Origin of the sequence: Desulfovibrio fairfieldensis, from assembly GCF_001553605.1 — a bacterium.
Taxonomy (GTDB): Bacteria; Desulfobacterota; Desulfovibrionia; order Desulfovibrionales; family Desulfovibrionaceae; genus Desulfovibrio; species Desulfovibrio fairfieldensis.
In genome coordinates this window covers 2,343,442-2,363,473 of sequence record NZ_CP014229.1, presented here as the reverse complement: position 1 = coordinate 2,363,473, position 20,032 = coordinate 2,343,442, and the positions used below count along the sequence as shown (strand labels likewise).

33 protein-coding genes are annotated in these 20,032 nt (G+C 59.8%); 31 read left to right on the top strand and 2 right to left on the bottom strand.

What is annotated here, in order from left to right:
* The first annotated feature begins 14 nt into the window (after nucleotides 1–14).
* A complete protein-coding gene (locus AXF13_RS10095) occupies nucleotides 15–1,154 on the top strand; it encodes a glycosyltransferase family 2 protein (RefSeq protein WP_062253008.1) in 1,140 nt (379 codons plus the stop codon).
* Here AXF13_RS10095 and AXF13_RS10090 read toward each other — a convergent pair.
* Together AXF13_RS10090 and AXF13_RS10085 are read right to left on the bottom strand one after the other, a co-directional pair.
* A complete protein-coding gene (locus AXF13_RS10090) occupies nucleotides 1,119–2,486 on the bottom strand; it encodes a sensor domain-containing diguanylate cyclase (RefSeq protein ID WP_223300014.1) in 1,368 nt (455 codons plus the stop codon). The genes AXF13_RS10095 and AXF13_RS10090 overlap by 36 nt on opposite strands.
* Entirely contained in the window at nucleotides 2,396–3,916 is a 1,521-nt protein-coding gene (locus AXF13_RS10085) for a response regulator (protein ID WP_223299902.1), read from the bottom strand. Before AXF13_RS10085 ends, AXF13_RS10090 begins: the two co-directional genes overlap by 91 nt.
* Nucleotides 3,917–4,792: 876 nt before the next feature.
* On the opposite strand from AXF13_RS10085, the gene rpsJ reads away from it, so the two are divergent.
* The 30 genes from rpsJ to tnpA all read left to right on the top strand — a co-directional run bounded on the left by rpsJ (nucleotide 4,793) and on the right by tnpA (nucleotide 19,959).
* On the top strand, nucleotides 4,793–5,110 hold the full coding sequence (gene rpsJ, locus AXF13_RS10080; protein ID WP_006008400.1) for a 30S ribosomal protein S10: 318 nt from the start codon (nucleotides 4,793–4,795) through the stop codon (nucleotides 5,108–5,110).
* 12 nt (nucleotides 5,111–5,122) lie between these two features.
* The gene (gene rplC, locus AXF13_RS10075) at nucleotides 5,123–5,752 is read left to right on the top strand and encodes a 50S ribosomal protein L3 (RefSeq protein ID WP_062253005.1); all 630 of its coding nucleotides are present in this window, start codon (nucleotides 5,123–5,125) and stop codon (nucleotides 5,750–5,752) included.
* A gap of 10 nt (nucleotides 5,753–5,762) precedes the next feature.
* Complete coding sequence (gene rplD, locus AXF13_RS10070; RefSeq protein ID WP_062253003.1) at nucleotides 5,763–6,395, top strand: 50S ribosomal protein L4; 633 nt, start codon at nucleotides 5,763–5,765, stop codon at nucleotides 6,393–6,395.
* Between the two features lies 1 nt (nucleotide 6,396).
* Entirely contained in the window at nucleotides 6,397–6,687 is a 291-nt protein-coding gene (gene rplW / locus AXF13_RS10065) for a 50S ribosomal protein L23 (protein WP_062253002.1), read from the top strand.
* Between the two features lie 2 nt (nucleotides 6,688–6,689).
* Nucleotides 6,690–7,538 carry a 50S ribosomal protein L2 gene (gene rplB, locus AXF13_RS10060; RefSeq protein WP_062253000.1) on the top strand — a complete coding sequence of 283 codons (849 nt, stop codon included), beginning with the start codon at nucleotides 6,690–6,692 and terminating at the stop codon, nucleotides 7,536–7,538.
* A gap of 9 nt (nucleotides 7,539–7,547) precedes the next feature.
* Nucleotides 7,548–7,832, top strand: coding sequence for a 30S ribosomal protein S19 (gene rpsS, locus AXF13_RS10055; RefSeq protein WP_008685839.1), 285 nt, complete (start codon nucleotides 7,548–7,550; stop codon nucleotides 7,830–7,832).
* A gap of 9 nt (nucleotides 7,833–7,841) precedes the next feature.
* Entirely contained in the window at nucleotides 7,842–8,180 is a 339-nt protein-coding gene (rplV, locus tag AXF13_RS10050; RefSeq protein WP_008685838.1) for a 50S ribosomal protein L22, read from the top strand.
* 3 nt (nucleotides 8,181–8,183) lie between these two features.
* The gene (gene rpsC, locus AXF13_RS10045; protein ID WP_008685837.1) at nucleotides 8,184–8,825 is read left to right on the top strand and encodes a 30S ribosomal protein S3; all 642 of its coding nucleotides are present in this window, start codon (nucleotides 8,184–8,186) and stop codon (nucleotides 8,823–8,825) included.
* Entirely contained in the window at nucleotides 8,825–9,238 is a 414-nt protein-coding gene (gene rplP, locus AXF13_RS10040; RefSeq protein WP_008685836.1) for a 50S ribosomal protein L16, read from the top strand. The genes rpsC and rplP overlap by 1 nt, the downstream gene beginning before the upstream one ends.
* Entirely contained in the window at nucleotides 9,238–9,468 is a 231-nt protein-coding gene (gene rpmC / locus AXF13_RS10035; protein ID WP_062252998.1) for a 50S ribosomal protein L29, read from the top strand. The genes rplP and rpmC overlap by 1 nt, the downstream gene beginning before the upstream one ends.
* Before the next feature lie 2 nt (nucleotides 9,469–9,470).
* Nucleotides 9,471–9,734 carry a 30S ribosomal protein S17 gene (gene rpsQ, locus AXF13_RS10030; protein ID WP_008685834.1) on the top strand — a complete coding sequence of 88 codons (264 nt, stop codon included), beginning with the start codon at nucleotides 9,471–9,473 and terminating at the stop codon, nucleotides 9,732–9,734.
* A 9-nt stretch (nucleotides 9,735–9,743) separates the two neighbouring features.
* Nucleotides 9,744–10,112, top strand: coding sequence for a 50S ribosomal protein L14 (gene rplN / locus AXF13_RS10025; protein WP_008685833.1), 369 nt, complete (start codon nucleotides 9,744–9,746; stop codon nucleotides 10,110–10,112).
* A 9-nt stretch (nucleotides 10,113–10,121) separates the two neighbouring features.
* Entirely contained in the window at nucleotides 10,122–10,454 is a 333-nt protein-coding gene (rplX, locus tag AXF13_RS10020) for a 50S ribosomal protein L24 (protein WP_008685832.1), read from the top strand.
* A gap of 9 nt (nucleotides 10,455–10,463) precedes the next feature.
* Nucleotides 10,464–11,003, top strand: coding sequence for a 50S ribosomal protein L5 (gene rplE / locus AXF13_RS10015; RefSeq protein WP_008685831.1), 540 nt, complete (start codon nucleotides 10,464–10,466; stop codon nucleotides 11,001–11,003).
* Between the two features lie 11 nt (nucleotides 11,004–11,014).
* Entirely contained in the window at nucleotides 11,015–11,200 is a 186-nt protein-coding gene (locus tag AXF13_RS10010; RefSeq protein WP_008685830.1) for a type Z 30S ribosomal protein S14, read from the top strand.
* A 109-nt stretch (nucleotides 11,201–11,309) separates the two neighbouring features.
* Nucleotides 11,310–11,690, top strand: a complete 381-nt coding sequence (gene rpsH, locus AXF13_RS10005; protein ID WP_008685829.1) for a 30S ribosomal protein S8 — start codon at nucleotides 11,310–11,312, stop codon at nucleotides 11,688–11,690.
* A gap of 10 nt (nucleotides 11,691–11,700) precedes the next feature.
* Nucleotides 11,701–12,240, top strand: coding sequence for a 50S ribosomal protein L6 (rplF, locus tag AXF13_RS10000; RefSeq protein ID WP_008685828.1), 540 nt, complete (start codon nucleotides 11,701–11,703; stop codon nucleotides 12,238–12,240).
* 10 nt (nucleotides 12,241–12,250) lie between these two features.
* Complete coding sequence (gene rplR, locus AXF13_RS09995; protein WP_008685827.1) at nucleotides 12,251–12,610, top strand: 50S ribosomal protein L18; 360 nt, start codon at nucleotides 12,251–12,253, stop codon at nucleotides 12,608–12,610.
* A 1-nt stretch (nucleotide 12,611) separates the two neighbouring features.
* Complete coding sequence (gene rpsE / locus AXF13_RS09990; RefSeq protein ID WP_008685826.1) at nucleotides 12,612–13,133, top strand: 30S ribosomal protein S5; 522 nt, start codon at nucleotides 12,612–12,614, stop codon at nucleotides 13,131–13,133.
* Between the two features lie 2 nt (nucleotides 13,134–13,135).
* Nucleotides 13,136–13,312 carry a 50S ribosomal protein L30 gene (gene rpmD / locus AXF13_RS09985; RefSeq protein ID WP_009301986.1) on the top strand — a complete coding sequence of 59 codons (177 nt, stop codon included), beginning with the start codon at nucleotides 13,136–13,138 and terminating at the stop codon, nucleotides 13,310–13,312.
* A 21-nt stretch (nucleotides 13,313–13,333) separates the two neighbouring features.
* Nucleotides 13,334–13,798 carry a 50S ribosomal protein L15 gene (rplO, locus tag AXF13_RS09980; protein WP_008685824.1) on the top strand — a complete coding sequence of 155 codons (465 nt, stop codon included), beginning with the start codon at nucleotides 13,334–13,336 and terminating at the stop codon, nucleotides 13,796–13,798.
* 120 nt (nucleotides 13,799–13,918) lie between these two features.
* On the top strand, nucleotides 13,919–15,232 hold the full coding sequence (secY, locus tag AXF13_RS09975; protein WP_008685823.1) for a preprotein translocase subunit SecY: 1,314 nt from the start codon (nucleotides 13,919–13,921) through the stop codon (nucleotides 15,230–15,232).
* Nucleotides 15,233–15,247: 15 nt separating this feature from the next.
* The gene (gene map / locus AXF13_RS09970; protein ID WP_008685822.1) at nucleotides 15,248–16,042 is read left to right on the top strand and encodes a type I methionyl aminopeptidase; all 795 of its coding nucleotides are present in this window, start codon (nucleotides 15,248–15,250) and stop codon (nucleotides 16,040–16,042) included.
* Nucleotides 16,043–16,148: 106 nt separating this feature from the next.
* Nucleotides 16,149–16,262: a 50S ribosomal protein L36 gene (rpmJ, locus tag AXF13_RS16105; RefSeq protein ID WP_005027799.1), complete on the top strand. Its 114-nt coding sequence runs from the start codon at nucleotides 16,149–16,151 to the stop codon at nucleotides 16,260–16,262.
* 15 nt (nucleotides 16,263–16,277) lie between these two features.
* Nucleotides 16,278–16,646 (top strand): 30S ribosomal protein S13, encoded by a 369-nt coding sequence (rpsM, locus tag AXF13_RS09965; RefSeq protein WP_008685808.1) that lies wholly within the window; start codon nucleotides 16,278–16,280, stop codon nucleotides 16,644–16,646.
* A 44-nt stretch (nucleotides 16,647–16,690) separates the two neighbouring features.
* Nucleotides 16,691–17,080 (top strand): 30S ribosomal protein S11, encoded by a 390-nt coding sequence (gene rpsK, locus AXF13_RS09960; RefSeq protein WP_008685806.1) that lies wholly within the window; start codon nucleotides 16,691–16,693, stop codon nucleotides 17,078–17,080.
* A gap of 46 nt (nucleotides 17,081–17,126) precedes the next feature.
* Nucleotides 17,127–17,753, top strand: a complete 627-nt coding sequence (gene rpsD / locus AXF13_RS09955; RefSeq protein ID WP_008685804.1) for a 30S ribosomal protein S4 — start codon at nucleotides 17,127–17,129, stop codon at nucleotides 17,751–17,753.
* A gap of 11 nt (nucleotides 17,754–17,764) precedes the next feature.
* Nucleotides 17,765–18,808 (top strand): DNA-directed RNA polymerase subunit alpha, encoded by a 1,044-nt coding sequence (locus AXF13_RS09950; protein ID WP_008685803.1) that lies wholly within the window; start codon nucleotides 17,765–17,767, stop codon nucleotides 18,806–18,808.
* The gene (rplQ, locus tag AXF13_RS09945) at nucleotides 18,798–19,310 is read left to right on the top strand and encodes a 50S ribosomal protein L17 (protein ID WP_062252996.1); all 513 of its coding nucleotides are present in this window, start codon (nucleotides 18,798–18,800) and stop codon (nucleotides 19,308–19,310) included. The genes AXF13_RS09950 and rplQ overlap by 11 nt, the downstream gene beginning before the upstream one ends.
* 190 nt (nucleotides 19,311–19,500) lie before the next feature.
* Nucleotides 19,501–19,959 carry an IS200/IS605 family transposase gene (gene tnpA, locus AXF13_RS09940; RefSeq protein ID WP_062251401.1) on the top strand — a complete coding sequence of 153 codons (459 nt, stop codon included), beginning with the start codon at nucleotides 19,501–19,503 and terminating at the stop codon, nucleotides 19,957–19,959.
* Nucleotides 19,960–20,032 lie beyond the last annotated feature (73 nt).

The window sequence follows — 20,032 nt, the reverse complement described above, 5'->3', positions numbered from 1 at the left end:
CCGGAGGGCCGTCTGTGTACTACGCCTGCGTCTGCGCCATCGCCAAGGATGAGACGCCCCATCTGCGCGAGTGGGCGCTGCACCATTTTGCCGTGGGCTTCGAGCATATTGTGCTCTACGACAACGGCAGCGCCGTGCCCGCGGCGCGGACGCTGGCGGATCTGGCCGACGCCGGTCTGCTGACGGTCGTTGACTTTCCCCGGCGCGAGGCCCCGCAGTTGTCGGCCTACTACCATTGTCTGCGCCAGTGGAAAACACGCAGCCGTTGGCTGGCTTTTATTGATATTGATGAATTCGTGCTGCCTCTGGGCCGCCGCGACGTGCGGGATCTGCTGGAAGACTATGAGGCCTGGGCCGGTCTGGCGGCGCACTGGATGGTCTTCGGCTCCGGCGGCCATTTGCGCAGGCCGTCGGCGGGCGTGACGCGCAGCTACACCGACGGCCTTTGCCTGCATCATCACATAAAAAGCCTGGTGCAGCCCCAATGGGCGCTCAAGCCCCTGTCGCCGCATCACTTCGCCTATGCGGAGGGACGCTTCTGCGTCAACGAGGACCGCGTGCCCGTACTGGGAGCCTCTTCCTATCCCGTGGCGGAAAAAATCCGCATCAATCATTATTTTTATAAATCACAGCAGGATTTTGAGGAAAAAATCCAACGCGGCCTGGCTACCGCCGTACGCGGGAGCGACGGCTGGACCCTGGAGGATTTTTACCGTCAGAGCAGTCGGACCGGTACGCCTGATATGGCCATTGCGCCTTTTCTGCCCGTGCAGAAGGCGTTCGGCCGCATGCCGCCTGAAGAACTCGCTGCCGTGGTCACGCGGGATTGCGGGGCTAGCCCTGAGGAGGAGATCGCGGCCATTGCGACCCTGGGGCAATCCGGCGACATGGAGCGGGCCTTCCGGCGCTACGCGCGGTTGCGCCGCTATCAGGCCACGCCACTGACCCTGATGCTGGGAGCCAATCTGCATTTTCTGCGGGATGAGACGGAAAAAGGACTGGAATTGCTGGGCGCGGCCCTGTTCGCGGCCCGGGAGGACGCGGCGCTCCGGACCTGGATTTATGAGGAAATCGGCCGCTGTTATACCCGGCTGCGCAAAACGGAGACGGCGGAGGCGTTAAAGCGCTTTCTGCATGATGCCGGCCGGCGCTGACCGGCAGACGCGGACGGGCTGACCGGTCCGGTTGCGGTCGCAGTAATGACGGCGCTTGTCCGCGTACATGCGTTTGTCCGCAAGGCGGGCCATCTCGGAAGGGCTGGTCCCGTTTTTTTTCCAGACGCTGCCCAGAGCCAGGGCCGCCGGGTACAGATTCTCGGCCTCGGCGCGCATGGCCTGGAGTCTCTTCTTGAAGAGAGACGCGGGAATGCCCCGGCAGATGATGACGAATTCGTCGCCGCCGATGCGGAAAACCTCGTCTTTTCTGAAGTGCCGGGTGAACACCTCACCCATGCATTTAAGGAAGGCGTCCCCGGCCATGTGCCCCTCGCTGTCGTTGAGGGCTTTCAGGCCGTTGAGATCCACAAAAGCCACGCCGAGTTCGGCGTTGTCCGGAGTGTCCAGTTCGTGCAGCAGGCGCATGTAGCTGTGCCGGTTGCCCAGTCCGGTAAGATCGTCGTGCCAGCTCAGGTACAGAATATCGCTTTCCATCCGCCGTTTTTTCTGCTCCATGGCTACAAAGTAGGCCAGGGACCAGAGCAGGGAAAGGTCATCCCCCATGTGCCGGGGATTGTCCACGCCGATAAAACCGGTGGCCATGCCGTCCACCATAAGCAGCGAAGCCATCAGACTGGTGATCTGCTGCGGCTTCAGAAAATCATATGGCTCCGGATGGTTTTCCCTGATATCTTCCAAATCCCGGATGACGATGCTTTGCTCGGAGCCGAACAGCCTGCGCCAGCTCTCAAGAATATCCACAGGCAGATTCTGCAGTTTGTCCATCTGAGGCTCGACGCCGGCGGCGCACCACTCATAGGTGTTGCTGACCAGGGTTTGTCCCAGATCGTTGGTGAAGTATTCGAAGACATAGGCCCGGTCGGCCTGATGCATCTGCCCCAGTTTGCACAGAATGGCGTTGATGGCTCCGTCGAAGGTTGTGCCCGCATAAAAGATGCGCAGACATTCCACCAGGGCGTGCTGCATTTCCAGCTTGTCCTTGACGGAGCGGCCGGTGTCCTCTTTTATCGTGATATCCACGGCTATTTCCAGACGCGCTTGGCGCCCCTTCCATGCAATGAGTTTGTCTTTGAGCAGATAGCTTCGGCCGATGAGCTCGTTAAAATGCTCCCAGATGTAAAATTTTTCGCTGCTGAGCAGATGGTTGGTGCAAAATTCACAAGGTGTTTCCCTGCCATGAAAGAGGCGGTAGCACTTGTGCCCCCTGACGTCACGCAGGTTCAGCAGCCTTTTGCCGAAGTTATTGACATAGAGCACATCATGCGTCTGAGGATCGCTGATGTAAATGAACGAATCCGTCTCATTGACGATGATGGATTCGGCCAGGCTCTCGTCGCCCAGGGTGTCGTCGCGGTGTTCTGAAGACATGGCGCGTCTCTATTACCCCCCGCCCGTTTCAGGCCGTCCTGGGCGGCCGGGAAATCGGGGCGCAGCTGCAGGGCCAGTTTGAAGAACTGGGACGCCCGCTCGCGGTCCTTGGACTGAAGGAAGACCGCCCCGAAATTATAGGCGATGTTGGGGCTGGCGCCGGGGATGTCCGGATTGAGGTCCACGGCTTTCAGCAAATTGGCCTTGGCCTGCAAAAAGTCGCCGCCTTCAGCGAAGGCCATGCCGACATTATAATAGAGATTTTCATCTTCGGGCGCGATCTTGATGGCCCGTTTGTATTCGGTGATGGCGTCCTTCCAGCGGCCCTGCTTGCGCAGGCTGATGCCCAACTGGTTGAAGAGCATGATGTCGCCCTTGGAGAGATATTTGCCCTTGACCTCCAGGCTGTTGCGCAGAAATTTTTCGGCCTTGGCCGGGTCGCGGTCGGCATAGATGGAGGCGATGCGGCCTGAAAGGGCGCTGATGCCGTCCATGGCCTCCTTGGTGATCTGGGCCATGGCCTTGTCGAAGAGCTCCTCGGCCTTTTCCGGCTCGCCCATGGCCAGGTGGATTTCCCCAAGGCTCACCTTGCGGTTGACGTTGAGCGGCGAGATGGCGTCGAGCTTTTGCAGACAGCGCAACTGGGATTGCTGGTCGCCCAGTTCCTCATACATTTCGGCCATCCGTTGCAGCGGCGCAAGGTAGAGGTCGGCGGATTTGGCCGCCGTTTCATAGGCCACGCGCGCTTTTTCATAATCCTTCATGGCGCGCTGGGTATCACCGATAACCAGGTAGGCCGCGGCGCTGCCGGGCTTGAGCGTCAGGATCTTCTGGCAGGCGGCCAGAGCCTCGGCGTATTTCTGGTGGGCCAGAAAAGACTTGGCCAGATCAATGGCCTGGCCGAGTTTGCTTTGCGGCTTGAGGGTGAAGGCCATTTTTTCGATCAGCGTATTCACGGACACCGGTTTGGCGATGAAGTTGTCCGCGCCCACTTCGTGCAAAAGCATGAGCCGGTCGCGTTGCACGTCTGTGGTCAGGATGATGATCCGCAGCTTGCTGTAGGCCTGCTTGATCTGGTTGACCAGAAAACTGAGATCCTGGCCGCCCATGATCCGCTCCAGAAACAGCATCGGGGCCGGGTGCTTGGGGGTCACTTCGCGCAGCACGCGCAGCAACTGATGCGGATCGGACAGGGCCGTGAGCATGTTGGGGGAGGAGAGTCCCAGCTCCTTGGCCAGTGTCAGGCGCAGTTGGGTGGAGAAAGCCTGGTCGTCGCTGAGTACGATGACGTGGCCGTCTTCCTTGTTCATATAGTGGATGACAGTATCTTCATATAGATTTTGTTTGGCCTTGAGGGCCGGATCAATAGGCATGGATGGCTCCTGCTGTCGCGGACAAAACGACCGCTGGTTGTCTGAAAAGGCATGCCGAACAGGCCGGAAAGTATAACTTTTCGCTCCGGCCTGGCGCTGCGTAACACGTCTGAGCTACCGCATTTCGTAGGTAGGATGAAGGCCGGGCGCGGAAAAGGCGCGGGGACGCAAGCACACGGCATAGTTTATCGAGAGCATGTAGGCCCGGGCGACCCGCTTTGTCAAGCAGATGGCCCGGCCCGCGCGGCGCGCCGGAGCAGGGGCGGCGGCCTTGCGGCCGATTGAATTTTTTTATGGAAAAGCCTTGACGTCAGGCCGGGTTTTGGCTAAACAAGACGTCGCTTCAACGGGTTTTCCTGTGGAAGCATTCCCTGGACGGCAGGGAAGGGCAGGTTGAGCCTGTCCTGCTGCGCCCGGAAGCGGTTCGGATGCCATCATGGTTCCATCGCCGCCACGGGCTTTGACATTCGCAGGCGTTACCAAATGCCGGACAATGTCGAGCCGTTCCAGCCCGAGGACGGACCCCACCGAGGCCGAGAGGCCGGAGTGACCCGGGGCTGTAAGGTATTGGGGGTAAACCCCATTTGGTGACCCTGCGGGACCGCCGCGCCGCCGTTTTCATCGGCGGCCAGGCCTGGGCTGCGCCGGGGAGCATCACACGGATGATGCCGGAGCGCCCAGGCGTCCATCATCTTCCGAACTCCTGATTTCAGGTGTGATGCGCGCGACTCGCGCAGCCCCTTACGTAGCCTTGTTCCGTCCGTCGCCAGGGTGTGGTGGCCTTCGGGCCGTGCTTCATGGCCCGCGTATGCTGTGAAGGAGCCCGCCGGGGCCGTGTCGGCCGCGCGGGATGTTTTTGCAAACGGAGTAGGCACAATGACAACTGTTAGCAGCGATCGCATTCGGATCAAGCTCAAAGCCTACGATTACCGCATTCTGGATAAAGCCGTTGCGGAAATCGTGGATACGGCGCGCAATACCGGTGCCGGTGTGGCGGGGCCCATTCCCCTGCCCACCAACATCCATAAGTACACCATTCAGCGCTCCGTGCACGTGGACAAGAAGTCCCGTGAGCAGTTTGAAATGCGCATTCACAAGCGGCTTATGGATATTCTGGAACCCACGCAGCAGACCGTCGACGCGCTGGGCAAGCTCTCCTTGCCCGCCGGTGTGGACGTGGAAATCAAGCTCTAGCGAGAGGCAGTCATGGCTGAGAAAATGGGAATTTTGGGTCGCAAACTTGGCATGACCCGCATCTTCGCCGGTGACGGCGCCGCCGTGGCCGTGACGGTCATTGAGGCCGGGCCCTGCCCCGTCACCCAGGTCAAAACCGTGGAAAAGGACGGCTACAACGCCCTGCAGATCGCGCTGACCGAAGCCAAGGAAAAGCATGTGGACAAAGCTATGCGCGGCCACTTCGCCAAGGCCGGCACCGGGCTTTTCCGCCACACGCGTGAAATCCGGCTTTCGGGCGCGCCCGAGCAGCAGCCCGGCCAGCAGCTCACCGTGGACATCTTCGCCGCCGGCGATGTGGTCAAGGTGACCGGCAAGAGCATGGGCAAGGGCTACCAGGGCCGTATGCGCCGCTGGAACTTCGCCGGCTCCAAGGATACGCACGGCTGCGAAAAGGTGCACCGCAACAATGGTTCGGTAGGTAACAACACCTTCCCCGGCCACGTCTTCAAAGGACGTAAGATGGCGGGCCATTGGGGCAATGAAACCGTGACGGAAATGGGCCTTCTGATCGTCGGCGTGCGTCCCGAGGACAACGTCATTCTGGTCAAAGGTTCCGTGCCCGGCCCCAAGAACGGGCTGGTGCTGATCCGCAAGCAGTAGGGGAAGCAACATGGCTACCGTGAAAGTATACGACCAGAACAAGCAGGAAAGCGGCGAAATGACGCTGGCTTCCGACGTGTTCGAAATCGAGGTTAGGCCTGAAATCCTCAACCTCGTGGTGCGCGCCCAGATGGCGGCCAAACGCGCCGGCACGCACAATGCCAAGACCCGCGCGTTCGTCTCCGGCGGCGGCGCCAAGCCTTGGAAGCAGAAGGGCACCGGCCGGGCTCGCTCCGGCTCCAACCGTTCGCCTATCTGGCGCGGCGGCGCCATCATCTTCGGACCCAGCCCGCGCGACTACGGCTTCAAGGTCAACAGCAAAGTGCGCGCCCTGGCTCTCAAGATGGCTTTGTCGAGCCGTCTGGCCGGTGAAAGCCTGCTGGTGGTCAAGGGCATTGAACTGCCCGAAGCCAAGACCAAGCATTTTGCCAAGGTGGCCGGTGCTCTCGGCCTCGGAAAGGCGCTCATCGTGACGCCCGAGGACAATGAGGCTCTGAGCCGCTCGGCCCGCAACATCCCCGGCCTGACCCTGACCACGCCCGATCGCTTGAGCGTGCTGGACGTGCTCAAGCACAAGCAGCTTGTGCTTCTGGAAGGGGCCGTGGAGTCTGTGCAGGCGCGTTTTGCCAAGAAGGGGGCTTAAGATGGAAACGACGTACGTTCTGCTCAAGCCCCTGTTGACGGAAAAGACGACGCTGCTCAAGGATGAGGCGCAACAGGTGGCTTTTTATGTCCATCCCAAGGCCAACAAACTTGAGATCAGGCAGGCTGTGGAAAAGGCTTTTGATGTGAAAGTGGAAGCGGTCAACGTAGTGCGCCGCGCGCCTTCCGTGAGGGAGCGCCAGGGCCGCGTTGTGGGCCGCAAGCCCGGCTGGAAGAAAGCGTATGTGACGCTGCGCCAGGGCGATAAAATCGAGTTCTTCGAGGGAGTGTAATCATGGCTGTCCGCAAGCTGAAACCGACCTCCGCGGGGCGTCGCTTCCAGACGGTTTCCGACTTTGAGGAAATCACCCGGACGCGCCCTGAGAAGTCGCTCACCGAAGGTCTGCCCAAGAAGGCCGGCCGCAACAACCGTGGCCGCGTCACCAGTCGCCGTCGCGGCGGCGGCGTCAAACGCCTGTACCGCCTCATCGACTTCAAGCGGGACAAGACCGGCATTGAAGCCACTGTGGCGCAGATTGAATACGATCCCAACCGCACCGCCCGCATTGCGCTGCTGCACTATGCGGACGGCGAAAAGCGCTATATCCTCGCGCCCGTGGGCCTGAACCAGGGCGACGTGGTCATGAGCGGCGTCAGCACCCGCAGCGGCGCAACGGCCGATATCAAGCCCGGCAACGCGCTGGAAATGGCCCGTATTCCCGTGGGTACCGTGATCCATAATGTGGAGCTCTACCCCGGCAAGGGCGGCCAGCTCTGCCGTGCCGCAGGCACCTACGCCCAGCTTGTGGCCAAGGAAGGCAAATACGCCCTGCTGCGCCTGCCCTCGGGCGAAGTGCGCAAGGTACTGGCCTCCTGCGTGGCCACCGTGGGGCAGGTGGGCAACATCCACCACGAAAACATCTCGCTGGGCAAAGCCGGCCGTAACCGCTGGCTGGGCCGTCGGCCCCAGGTGCGCGGCGTGGCCATGAACCCCATCGACCACCCGTTGGGCGGCGGTGAAGGCAGAAGCTCCGGCGGCCGCCATCCTGTGTCGCCGTGGGGCATGCCCGCCAAGGGTTACAAGACCCGTGACAAGAAGAAGGCCTCTTCCCGGCTGATCATCAAACGCCGCGGCCAGAAGTAGGAGTAGCTCATGCCGAGATCATTGAAAAAAGGGCCGTTCGTGGACGGCCATTTGATGAACAAGGTCGACAGCGCGGTGGCCAACAGCGACCGTCGCGTGCTCAAGACCTGGTCGCGCCGCTCGACCATCCTGCCGGAAATGGTGGGACTGACCTTCGCGGTGCACAATGGCAAGAAGTTCGTGCCGGTGTTTGTCACCGAAAACATGGTGGGCCACAAGTTGGGCGAATTTTCGCCCACCCGTACCTTCCACGGGCACGCTGCCGATAAAAAGGCCAAGGCCGGCAAGAAGTAGGGTAGAACTATGGAATCGAAAGCTATTGCGAAATTCCAGCGCGTTTCGCCGCGCAAGACCCGGCTTGTGGCTAAAAACGTGCAGGGCCTTGGGGTTGAGGAAGCCATGAATCTTCTGCGCTTCACCCCCAACAAGCCCGCGGGCGTGCTCTTCGGCGTGCTCAAAAGCGCGTTGGCCAATGCCTCGCAGCTGGGCGGCGTGGATGTGGATGCCATGGTGGTGAAGGAAATCGTGGTCAACGAAGGCCCTTCGTGGAAGCGCTTCATGCCCCGCGCTCAGGGCCGGGCCAGCAAGATTCACAAGCGCACCAGCCACATCACCGTCATACTCGCAGAAGGGCAGGAATAGGCTATGGGTCAGAAAGTACATCCGTTCGGCTTCCGGCTTGGGTATAACAAGAACTGGCAGTCCCGCTGGTTCAGCAAGAAGGAATATCCTGCCTTTGTCTACGAAGACAGCAAGATCCGCGCGTTCGTCAAAAAGCTCCTCTATCATGCGGGGTTGTCCAAGATCGAGATCGAACGCGCTGGCGGCAAAGTGCGCCTGATTCTTTCCACGGCCCGCCCCGGCATCGTCATCGGGCGCAAGGGCGTGGAAATTGAAAAGCTGCGTGGAGACCTGCGCCAGAAGTTCGGGCGCGAATTCTCCCTGGAAGTGAATGAAATCCGCCGTCCCGAAGTGGACGCCCAGCTCGTGGCCGAGAATATCGCCCAGCAGCTGGAGCGCCGCGTGGCCTTCCGGCGCGCCATGAAGCGTACCGTGTCCATGGCCCGCAAGTTCGGCGGCGAAGGCATCAAGGTGACGTGCGCCGGTCGTCTGGCCGGAGCTGAAATCGCCCGTACCGAATGGTATCGCGACGGTCGCGTGCCCTTGCAGACCCTGCGCGCCGACATTGACTTCGGCTTTGCCGAAGCGCGTACCACCTATGGCATCATTGGTGTCAAGGTGTGGATCTACAAGGGTGAAATCCTTGACAAAGAGGTTGAACAATAATGCTTGCGCCCAAAAAAGTTAAATTCCGCAAGTGGCAGAAAGGCCGTTTGCGCGGGCTGGCTACGCGCGGCGCCTCCATTGCCTTCGGCGACATCGGCCTGAAGGCCGTGCAGCACGGACATCTGTCCAGCCAGCAGATTGAGGCCGCCCGTATCGCCATGATGCGTCACATCAAGCGCGGCGGCAAAGTCTGGATTCGCGTTTTTCCGGACCGTCCGGTCACCTCCAAGCCTCTGGAAACCCGTCAGGGTTCCGGTAAGGGCGCGCCGGTGGGCTGGTGCGCGCCGGTCAAACCCGGCCGCGTGCTGTATGAAATCAAGGGCGTCAGCCTGGAACTGGCCCGCGAAGCCTTGACCCGCGCGGCGCACAAGCTGCCTGTCAAGACTGTCATCGTGGTGAGGGAGGGCTTCTAATGGCTGCCAAGAAAAAAAGTGACAAGGCTGTCCGGGATGCCGCCGACAAGCTGCGCGATATGAGCGCGGAAGAACTGCGCGGCAAGCTGACCGAGCAGCGGCAGGAACTGATGAACGCCCGCTTCAAGCACGCCGCGGCGCAGCTTGAAAAGACTTCCGAGCTGAAAGCCATGCGGAAGCAGGTGGCGCGCATTGAGACCGTGTTGAACGAAAAGGAACAGAGGGCCTGAAAATGCAAGCTCTGGAAGAACGCAAGGGCAGAACGCTGACCGGCATTGTGGTGAGCGACAAGAACGACAAAACCATTGTCGTGCGCGTTGAGACCCTGGTCAAGCACCCTCTGCTCAAAAAGTATGTGAGGCGCCGCAAGAAGTTCACGGCTCATGATCCCATGAACGAATGCGGTATGGGCGACAAGGTCAAAATCGTGGAGTTCCGTCCCATGTCGCGCAACAAGCGCTGGCATCTGGTCTCCATCATTGAAAAAGCCGTGTAGGGTAGTGCCATGATCCAGGTAGAATCAACGCTTCAGGTGGCCGACAATTCCGGCGCCAAAAAGGTGGCCTGCATCAAGGTGCTGGGCGGTTCGCACCGCCGTTACGCCTCGGTGGGCGACATCATCATGGTTTCCGTCAAGGAAGCCATGCCCCACAGCAAGGTGAAGAAGGGCGACGTGATGAAGGCCGTTATCGTGCGCACCGCCAAGGAAGTGCGGCGCATGGACGGCAGCTACATCAAGTTCGACGGCAACGCCGCCGTGCTGCTCTCCAACCAGGGCGAGCCGGTGGGCACGCGTATCTTCGGCCCCGTGGCCCGTGAGCTGCGCGCCCAGAACTTCATGAAAATTATTTCCCTTGCCCCGGAAGTGCTCTAGGAGATCGTCATGAAAACGTATCGCATCCGCAAGGACGACAAGGTGATGGTGATCACCGGCAAGGACGCGGGCAAGATCGGCAAGGTGCTCAAGATCCTGCGCAAAAAGGATCGCGTGTTGGTGGAAAAGACCAATATGGCCAAACGCCACATGCGCCCCAATCCCTATGCCCAGCAGCCCGGCGGCATCGTGGAAAAGGAAATGCCCATCCATGTCTCCAACGTCATGGTGGTCTGCTCGGCGTGCGGCAAAGCCACCAAGGTGGGCTACAAGTACATCGAGTCCGAAGGCAAGCAAAAGAAAGTGCGCTTCTGCAAAAAGTGCAACGAAGTCATGGAATAAGGTGATACGATGACACGCCTTGAAAAGATATATAGAGAGAAAGTGGTTCCGGTGTTGCAGAAGGAGTTCAATTATACCTCCTCTATGCAGCTGCCCGGGATTGAAAAAATCTCTCTGAACATCGGCCTTGGCGCCGCCACCCAGAACAACAAGATCATGGAGGAGGCCGTGGCGGAACTGACCGCCATTGCCGGCCAGAAAGCTGTGGTGACCCGCGCCAAGAAATCCATTGCCGCTTTCAAGCTGCGCGAAGGCATGCCCATCGGCGCTCGCGTCACCCTGCGCAAGGACCGCATGTGGGACTTCCTGGACAAGCTCATGAACTTTGCCCTGCCCCGGGTGCGCGACTTCCGCGGCATTCCGGATCGCGGCTTTGACGGGCGCGGCAACTTCACCTTGGGCATCAAGGAACACACCATCTTTCCCGAGCTGGAAATCGACCGTGTGGAAAATCCCAAGGGCATGAACATCACCATTGTTACTTCGGCGGCCACGGACAAGGAAGGCAAGTTCCTTCTGGACCAGTTGGGCATGCCGTTCCGTAAATAGGAGTCTGCCGTATGTCCCGTACTTCGCTGGAAGTGAAGGCCAAACGTAAGCCCAAGTTCAGTGCGCGCGCCTACAATCGTTGCCCGCTGTGCGGTCGTTCCCGCGCCTTTTTGCGCCAGTTCGGCATCTGCCGTATCTGCTTCCGCAACATGGCCCTGCGCGGCGAGTTGCCCGGCGTGCGCAAGTCGAGCTGGTAAAAGCATTGCCGGACGCGGGAGCGTCCGGGCGGCGCGGAGAACACCGCGCCTGTGGGAAGTGGCGGCATCGGGCCGTTAACCCCGCGCTCAAAACTCTCAGGAGCTTTCGATGTTGACAGATCCCATTGCGGATATGCTGACCCGTATCCGCAACGCACATTTGGCCCTGCACAAGGAAGTGAATGTGCCGCGCTCGAAGATGAAGGAATCGTTAGCCGCCATCCTCAAGCAGGAAGGTTACGTCGAAGACGTGGCCGTGGCCGACAGTACCATCACCATCACTCTCAAGTACCTGAAGGGCAAGCCCGTCATTTCGGGCCTGAAGCGCGTGAGCACTCCGGGCCGCCGGGTGTACGTGAATTCGCGTCAGATCCCCAAGGTGCAGAACGGCCTCGGCATTTGCATTCTGTCCACGTCCAGCGGCGTGCTGGACGGCATGACCGCCCACGAGAAGAAGGTGGGCGGCGAACTTCTGTGTGAAATCTGGTAGGCGGTGCGTTATGTCTCGCATAGGTAAACTGCCCATTCCCGTTCCCAATGGCGTCGAAGTCAAGATCGGAACGGATGTTGTGGAAGTGAAAGGCCCCAAGGGCTCGCTGAGCACGCCTCTCTGCTCTCTGCTCAAGTATGAGCTGGCCGACGGGCATGTGACATTGACCCGCCTCGAAGAAACCCGTGAAAGCCGTTCGCAGCACGGCCTGCGCCGCACGCTGCTGGCCAACTGCATCGACGGCGTGACCAAGGGCTTTTCCAAGGCCCTGGAAGTCATCGGCGTGGGCTATCGCGTGGCCGTGAAAGGCAACATCATTGAACTGGCCGTGGGCTTTTCCCACCCCGTGGTGCTGGAACTGCCCGCCGGTATCAAGGCCGCCGTGGAAGGCCAGGTGTTGACCATCAGCGGCGTGGACAAGGAACTGGTGGGCGAAATGGCCGCCAGGATCCGCCGTATCCGCAAGCCCGAGCCGTACAAGGGCAAGGGCATCAAGTACGTGACCGAGACCATCCGCCGCAAGGTGGGCAAGTCCGGCGGCAAGAAGTAGGGGCTGCGTCATGAATTATAGCAAGAATGAATCCCGTCAGCGCCGCAAGATCCGCATCCGCAAAAAGGTCAACGGCACGGCTGAACGTCCGCGTCTCGTGGTCTACAGGTCCAACCTGCATATTTACGCCCAGATCGTGAACGATCTGGAAGGCGCGACTCTGGTGTCCGCCTCCACCCTTAGCCTTTCCAAAACCGAATCCGGCCTGCACTGCAACAAGAGCGGCGCCGAACGCGTGGGCAAGGAAATTGCCCGCTTGGCCAAGGAAAAGAATATCAGCAAGGTGGTATTCGATCGCAACGGGTATATTTATCACGGTCGCGTCAAGGCTGTAGCCGACGGCGCCCGCGAAGGCGGTCTGGAGTTCTAATATGCGTCAGGATAACTCGAACAATAGCGAAACCCAGCAGAACGAGCTGGGCGAAATCGAAAAGATCGTCTCCCTCAACCGTGTGGCCAAAGTGGTCAAGGGCGGTCGCCGTTTCAGCTTCAGCGCCCTTGTGGTGGTGGGCGACGGCAAGGGCGGCGTGGGCTTTGGTCTGGGCAAGGCCCAGGAAGTGCCTGAGGCTCTGCGCAAGGCTACGGAGCGCGCGCGCAAAAACCGCGTGCATGTGCCCTTGGTCGAAGGGACCCTGCCCTATGAGGTGCTGGGCCGCTTCGGCGCGGGCCGCGTCATGCTCAAACCCGCCTCCGAGGGTACCGGCATCATCGCCGGCGGCGCCGTGCGCGCCGTGATGGAGGCCGTGGGAGTGCGCGACGTGCTGGCCAAGGCCATCGGCACCAATAATCCGCATAACGTGCTTCGCGCCACCATACAGGGTCTTGTTTCCCTGCGTAGCGCCGAGGATGTGTCGGTCCTGCGCGGCAAGAAGCTGGAAGCTCCGAGGAAGTAGCCATGACGGAAATCAAGGTCAAACTCGTGCGCTCGCGCATCGGCACCACGCCGGCCCAGCGCAAAATGCTGGACTCCCTTGGCCTCAAGCGTCGCGAGACGGTCAAGACGTTCAAGGACACCCCGGCCATTCGGGGCATCATTGCCAAAGTTTCGCACCTTGTGGCCGTCGTGGACTAACGGCCGCGCGAGGAGTATAGTATGCAACTGCACAATCTCTTTCCCTTTCCGGAAGAGCGCAAGACCCGCCGCCGGGTGGGCCGGGGCGGTGGTTCCGGCTTGGGCGGCACGTCGGGCAAGGGTCACAAAGGCCAGAATGCCCGTGCCGGCGGCGGCGTGCGCCCCGGCTTTGAAGGCGGCCAGATGCCTCTGCAGCGTCGTCTGCCTAAACACGGCTTCAAGAACGCGCCCTTCAAAGTGACGTACGACGTGATCAACCTGGATGTGCTGACCCAGGCCTTTGAGGGCAAGGGCAGCATTACCTTGGATGACATTTACGCCCGGGGTCTCGCCCGGTTGGGCGCGCCGGTGAAAATTCTTTCGCGCGGTGAAGTGAAATCCGCCCTCAAGGTGGAAGCCCACAAGTTCAGCCAGGCCGCGGCGGAGAAGATCCGCCAGGCCGGTGGTGAAGTCAGCGAGCTGGAAGCAGTTCCCGCAGCCGAATAATCCCCGGCCGCTCGAGCGGCCGGAACGGAATATTGCGGCGTCATAGCCCGCCGCGCGCGGCGGGCTATGACGCTTACGCGCATACGGCGCCCTCGGGCGCGCAAACGCAACGAGTCTTTCATGGCAGTAGGATCGGCAAACAATATGGCGGGCCAGCCCGCCCTGGCCAAACGCCTGGGCTGGACCTTCCTGATTTTGTGCTGCTACCGGATCGGCGTGCATGTGCCGGTGCCCGGCGTGGACGCCGCGGCCCTGGCTTCTTTCTTTGAAAGCATGTCCGGCACCCTGTTCAGCCTCTTCGACATGTTCTCGGGCGGTGGCCTGCGTAACGTTTCCGTCTTTGCGCTGGGCGTCATGCCGTATATTTCGGCGTCCATCATCATGCAGCTTTTGCAGGTGGTCAGCCCGGACATCAAGCGCATGGCAAAGGAAGAAGGGCAGGCGGGCCGTCGCAAAATCACCCAGTATACCCGTTACCTCACGGTGCTGATCACACTGGTGCAGGGCTTGGGCATCGCCGTGGGCCTGGAAAATATGACCAGTCCCGCCGGTTCGCCCATTGTGCTCAATCCGGGCTGGCATTTCCGGCTGGTGACAATGATGACCTTTACCGCGGGTTCGGTGCTGGTCATGTGGCTGGGTGAGCAGATCACCGAGCGGGGCATCGGCAACGGCATTTCGCTGATCATCTTCTGCGGCATCGTCGTGGGTATTCCGCGCGGCATCATTCAGTCCGTGGCCCTGATTCAGGCCGGTGACATGAGCATCTTCATGGCCGTGGTCATTGTGGTGTTCATGGCCGCCGTGACGGTCTGCATCGTCTTTGTGGAGCGGGCTCAGCGGCGAATCCCCATCAGTTACGCCAAGCGTCAGGTGGGCCGGAAGATGTTCGGCGGGCAGAATTCGCATCTGCCTCTGCGCCTGAACACGGCGGGCGTCATTCCGCCCATTTTCGCCTCCTCGTTGTTGCTCTTCCCGGCCACCATCGGCCAGTTTTCGACCAACGAGTATGTGAAGCGGGCGGCGGAGCTCTTTTCGCCCCACGGCATTCTGTACAATATCATTTACGTGGCCCTGATGTTCTTCTTCTGCTATTTCTACACGGCCATCATCTTTGATCCCAAGGATATGTCCGAAAATCTGAAGAAGGCCGGCGGCTTCATTCCGGGCATCCGTCCGGGCGAAAAGACGCAGGAATACATTGATACCGTGCTTTCGCGGCTGACGCTTTCGGGCGCGGTGTATATTTCCCTCGTTTGCCTGCTGCCCATGTTGCTGATCAGCAACTTCAACGTGCCGTTCTACTTCGGCGGCACCAGCCTGCTGATTCTGGTGGGCGTGGCCATGGACTTCATGAATCAGGTTGAATCGCACATGATTTCAAGCCAGTACCAAGGCTTGATGCAGAAAGCGCGCAAGGGCGGAAAAGCATAGCGCGGGGCGTGGAGCATGAAAAAATATCACGGCGCATTCATTAAAAATGAGCGGGAAGTGGGTTGTCTGCGTGAAGCCAACCGCATGGTCGCCAATATTCTTGACGCCGTGGGCGATATGGTGGCGCCCGGCCTTCCCACCATGCGCCTGGAAGAACTGGCGCGCGACATGTGCGCCGACTACAAGGTGAAACCGGCTTTTCTCGGTTACTGCGGCTATCCCTTTGCCGTCTGCTGCTCGGTCAACGAGCAGGTGGTGCACGGCTTTCCCTCCGCGCGGCTGCTACAGGAGGGGGACATCGTCAGCATCGACATGGGAGTGGTCTTCGAAGGTTTCGTGGGCGACGCCGCCCGTACCTACCCGGTGGGGCAGGTGAGCGACGAGGCCCGCAGGCTGATGCGGGTGACCGAGGAAAGTCTCTATGTGGGCATTGAGAAAGCGCGGGCAGGCAATGACGTCTATGATATCGGCGCCGCCGTGCAGGACTATGTGGAAGCCGCCGGTTTCAATGTGGTGCGTCGCTTCGTGGGCCACGGCGTGGGCGCGAAGATGCACGAAAAGCCGGAGGTGCCCAACTTCAGGCCCGGCATGCATGGGCTGACCCTGCAGAACGGCATGGTCATTGCCATTGAGCCCATGGTCACTGCCGGTACCTATGAAGTGGACATCCTGGATGACAAATGGACCGCTGTGACCCGTGACGGCCAATGGGCCGCTCATTTTGAGCACAGCGTGGCGATCACCCCGGAAGGGCCGAGAATCCTGAGTATTTCGGATCGCGGTCTGAACCGGCACACAATTGATGGTTGACAGAATAGGCAAAGATAGATAAAGATGCCTGTTCCTGCCCCGAAATAGCCGGGGCCGTCAGGACGGGCCGTCACAACGGCCAAACGGCTATCAGTGGAGATATGCGATGAAAGTCAGACCTTCCGTCAAGAAAATATGCCCCAAGTGCAAAGTGATCCGGCGCAAGGGAGTGCTTCGAGTTATCTGCGAAAACCCCCGGCACAAGCAGCGCCAGGGCTAGGGCAGGAGACATATTGTGGCGAGAATAGCAGGTGTTGATTTGCCGCGCGGCAAACGGGTGGACATTGCGCTTACCTACATTTACGGCATCGGTCGCACGACGGCCCTGAAGATCCTTGACTCCACCGGCGTCAACTGGGAGCGTAGCATTGACGATCTCTCAGCTGACGAAGTGAACGAGATCCGCAAGGAACTCGAACAGAACTTCAAGGTGGAAGGCGATCTGCGCCGTGAAGTTTCGAGCAATATCAAGCGGCTTATGGATATCGGCTGCTACCGGGGGCTGCGTCATCGTCGCGGTCTGCCCGTGCACGGCCAGCGCACCCACACCAACGCGCGCACCCGTAAGGGGCCGCGCCGCGGCGCTGTGGGCAAGAAAAAGTAGGCGCGCTCATTTACTCGTTTTTTTAGCCAGATTGAGGGATAGTCATGGCCAGACCCAAGAAAGCGGTCAAGAAAAAGGAAAAGAAGAACGTGCCTGTGGGCATTGCCCATATCCAGGCTTCGTTCAATAATACCATCATCACCTTTACGGATACGCGCGGCAATGCTGTCTCTTGGGCCTCTTCGGGCCAGAGCGGCTTCAAGGGCTCGCGCAAGTCCACGCCCTTCGCCGCCCAGGTGGCCGCTGAAACCGCCGCCCGCAAGGCGCAGGACAACGGCATGCGTACCGTGGGCGTCTATGTGAAGGGTCCCGGCTCCGGTCGTGAGGCCGCCATGCGCGCCATTGCCGCCGTGGGCTTCCGGGTGGCTTTCATCCGTGACGTGACGCCCATCCCGCACAACGGCTGCCGGCCGCCCAAGCGCCGCCGCGTCTAGTTTCGCGCTGCCGGGGCAGCGCCGTACAAACGAAGAGGACTCATTCATGGCCAAATATACTGAAGCCAAATGCCGGATCTGCCGCCGCGAGGGCTGCAAGCTGTTCCTGAAAGGTGATCGTTGCTTTACCGACAAGTGCGCTTATGATCGCCGCCCCTACGCCCCCGGCCAGCACGGCCGCGCGCGGAAGAAGGTCAGCGAATACGCGGTGCAGCTGCGGGAGAAGCAGAAGACCCGCCGCGCTTACGGCGTGCTGGAGCGCCAGTTCCACGGCTACTTTGAAAAAGCCGAAATGCAGAAGGGCGTCACCGGCACGAATCTGCTGGTCATCCTGGAACGCCGTCTGGACAACGTGGTGTACCGTCTGGGGTTTGCCAACTCCCGCAACCAGGCCCGCCAGCTGGTGCGTCACGGCATCTTTACCCTGAACGGCCACAAGGTCACCATTCCCTCCCTGCAGGTGAAGGTGGGAGACTCTGTGGAAGTGCCCGAAAAGAATCGTAAAATTCCTGTTCTGGCCGAAGCCCAGGAAGTGATCGCCCGTCGCGGCTGCCCTGGTTGGCTTGAAGCCGACGGTGCCGCTTTCAAGGGCACCGTGAAAGCCTTGCCGCAGCGCGATGATATTCAGTTCCCCGTCAACGAGCAGTTGATTGTCGAACTTTACTCGAAATAAGCGGGGGGCGCATGCTTATTAAACAAGGCGAACGCCTTATCAATGCGCGCAACTGGTCGGAGCTCGTGAAGCCCGACCAGATTTTGCGTGAGGAAGAGACGGCCAGCGGCACGCACGGCAAGTTTATTTGCGAGCCTTTGGAGCGGGGCTACGGCACCACCATCGGCAACGCCATGCGGCGCGTCCTTCTGGCCTCCCTGCAAGGGGCGGCCTTTGTCTCGGTGAAAATCACCGGCGTGCAGCATGAGTTTACCACCATCCACGGCGTGCTGGAGGACGTTACCGACGTCATCCTGAATCTCAAGCAGGTCCGTCTGCGCCTGGACACGGACGAGCCCCAGCGCCTGATCCTGCGCGTGGACCGGAAAGGTCCGGTGACGGCCGCCCAGATCCAGACTAACCAGCATGTGGAGGTGCTCAACCCTGAGTTGCACATCGCCACCCTCACCGAGGATGTCGTGCTGGAAATGGAGCTGGAAGCGCGTATGGGCAAGGGCTATGTGCCCGCCGACATGCACGAAGGTCTGTCCGAGGAAATCGGTCTGATCAAGCTGGATTCCAGTTTTTCCCCGGTGCGCAAGGTGGCGTATACGGTCGAACAGGCCCGCGTGGGCCAGATGACCAACTATGACCGCCTGCTGCTGGAAGTCTGGACCGACGGCTCGCTCACGCCAGAGGATGCCATTGCCTACAGCGCCAAGATCATCAAGGACCAGATTTCGGTCTTTATCAATTTTGATGAGCGCGTTTCCGGCGATATGCGTCTGGGCAGCAGTGACGGCGGCGAGGTGAACGAGCATCTGTTCAAGAGCATTGACGATCTTGAGCTCTCCGTGCGCGCCACCAACTGCCTGCGTAGTGCCAATATCGCTCTGGTGGGCGAACTGGTGCAGCGCTCCGAAGGCGAGATGCTCAAAACCAAGAATTTCGGACGCAAGTCGCTGGACGAAATCAAAAGTGTTCTTCTGGACATGGGCCTTGACTTTGGTATGAAGGTCGACGGCTTCGACAAGAAATATCAGGAATGGAAAAGGAAGCAGCAAAATGAGGCATAGCAATTCCGGCAGGAAACTCTCGCGCACGCCCGCGCACCGTAAGGCCCTGTTGCACAATCTCGCTAAGGCGCTTCTGATCCACGGCAAAATCCGCACCACGGAGATGAAGGCCAAGGAATTGCGCCGGGTGGTGGAACCCCTGATCACGCTGGCCAAGCGCAACGATCTGCACTCTCGCCGTCTGGCCTACCGGGTGCTCAACGACCACGCCTTGGTCAAGCGTCTTTTTGATGAAATCGGCCCGCTGTTTGCCGGCGTGCCGGGCGGCTACACCCGCGTGCTCAAACTGGCCATGCCGCGTAAGGGCGATAATGCCCCCATGGCTATTATCGAGTTGTCCCGTGCGGCCGAGCCGGTTGCGGACGCCAAGGCGGGCAAGGACAAGAAGGCGGCCAAAGCCGCTGACGCCGCTCCGGCCGGTGAAGCGGCCGCCAAACCCAAGCGTACCCGCAAGCCCAAGGCTGAAGAAGGGGCCGCGCAGGAAGCAGGCGCCGCCGAATAGGGCGCAAGCAAAGCAGCTTTTGCAAAAGGGGAGTCTTCGGGCTCCCCTTTTTTGTATGGAGAAAACCCCCCGCTAGGCGGGGGGTTCTAAAAAGCTTACAGCTTTGCCCATGTCAGTAAAACTCCTTTTGATTTGTTAAAAAGTCTCGCGGTCTGGCAACTGCGAGTCAACAAATCAAAAGGAGGTCACGATGGGTGACGCCAAAAGTTTAGCCCACACAAGGTGGAACTGCAAATATCACATTGTTTTTGCGCCTAAATATCGCCGCCAGGTGTTCTATGGTGAAAAGAAGCGCGCCATTGGCGAAATTCTGCGCAAGTTGTGCGAATGGAAGGATGTAAAAATAGTGGAGGCAGAATGTTGCCCAGACCACATCCACATGCTGCTTGAGATTCCCCCCAAAATGAGTGTGTCGAGTTTTATGGGCTATCTGAAGGGTAAGAGTAGTCTCATGATCTATGAACAATTTGGGGATTTGAAGTTCAAATACCGCAATCGAGAATTTTGGTGCCGTGGGTATTACGTCGATACAGTGGGCAAGAATAAGGCCAAGATTCAGGATTACATCAAGCATCAGCTGGAGTCGGATAAACTTGGCGATCAGTTGAGCCTACCCTACCCAAGGAGCCCGTTTACGGGCCGCAAGTAACAGAAATGCAAATGTCAGATCGCAAGAGCGCCTGCTAGGGCGCAGCTGGTAAGAAAGCCTTACAGGCGCATAT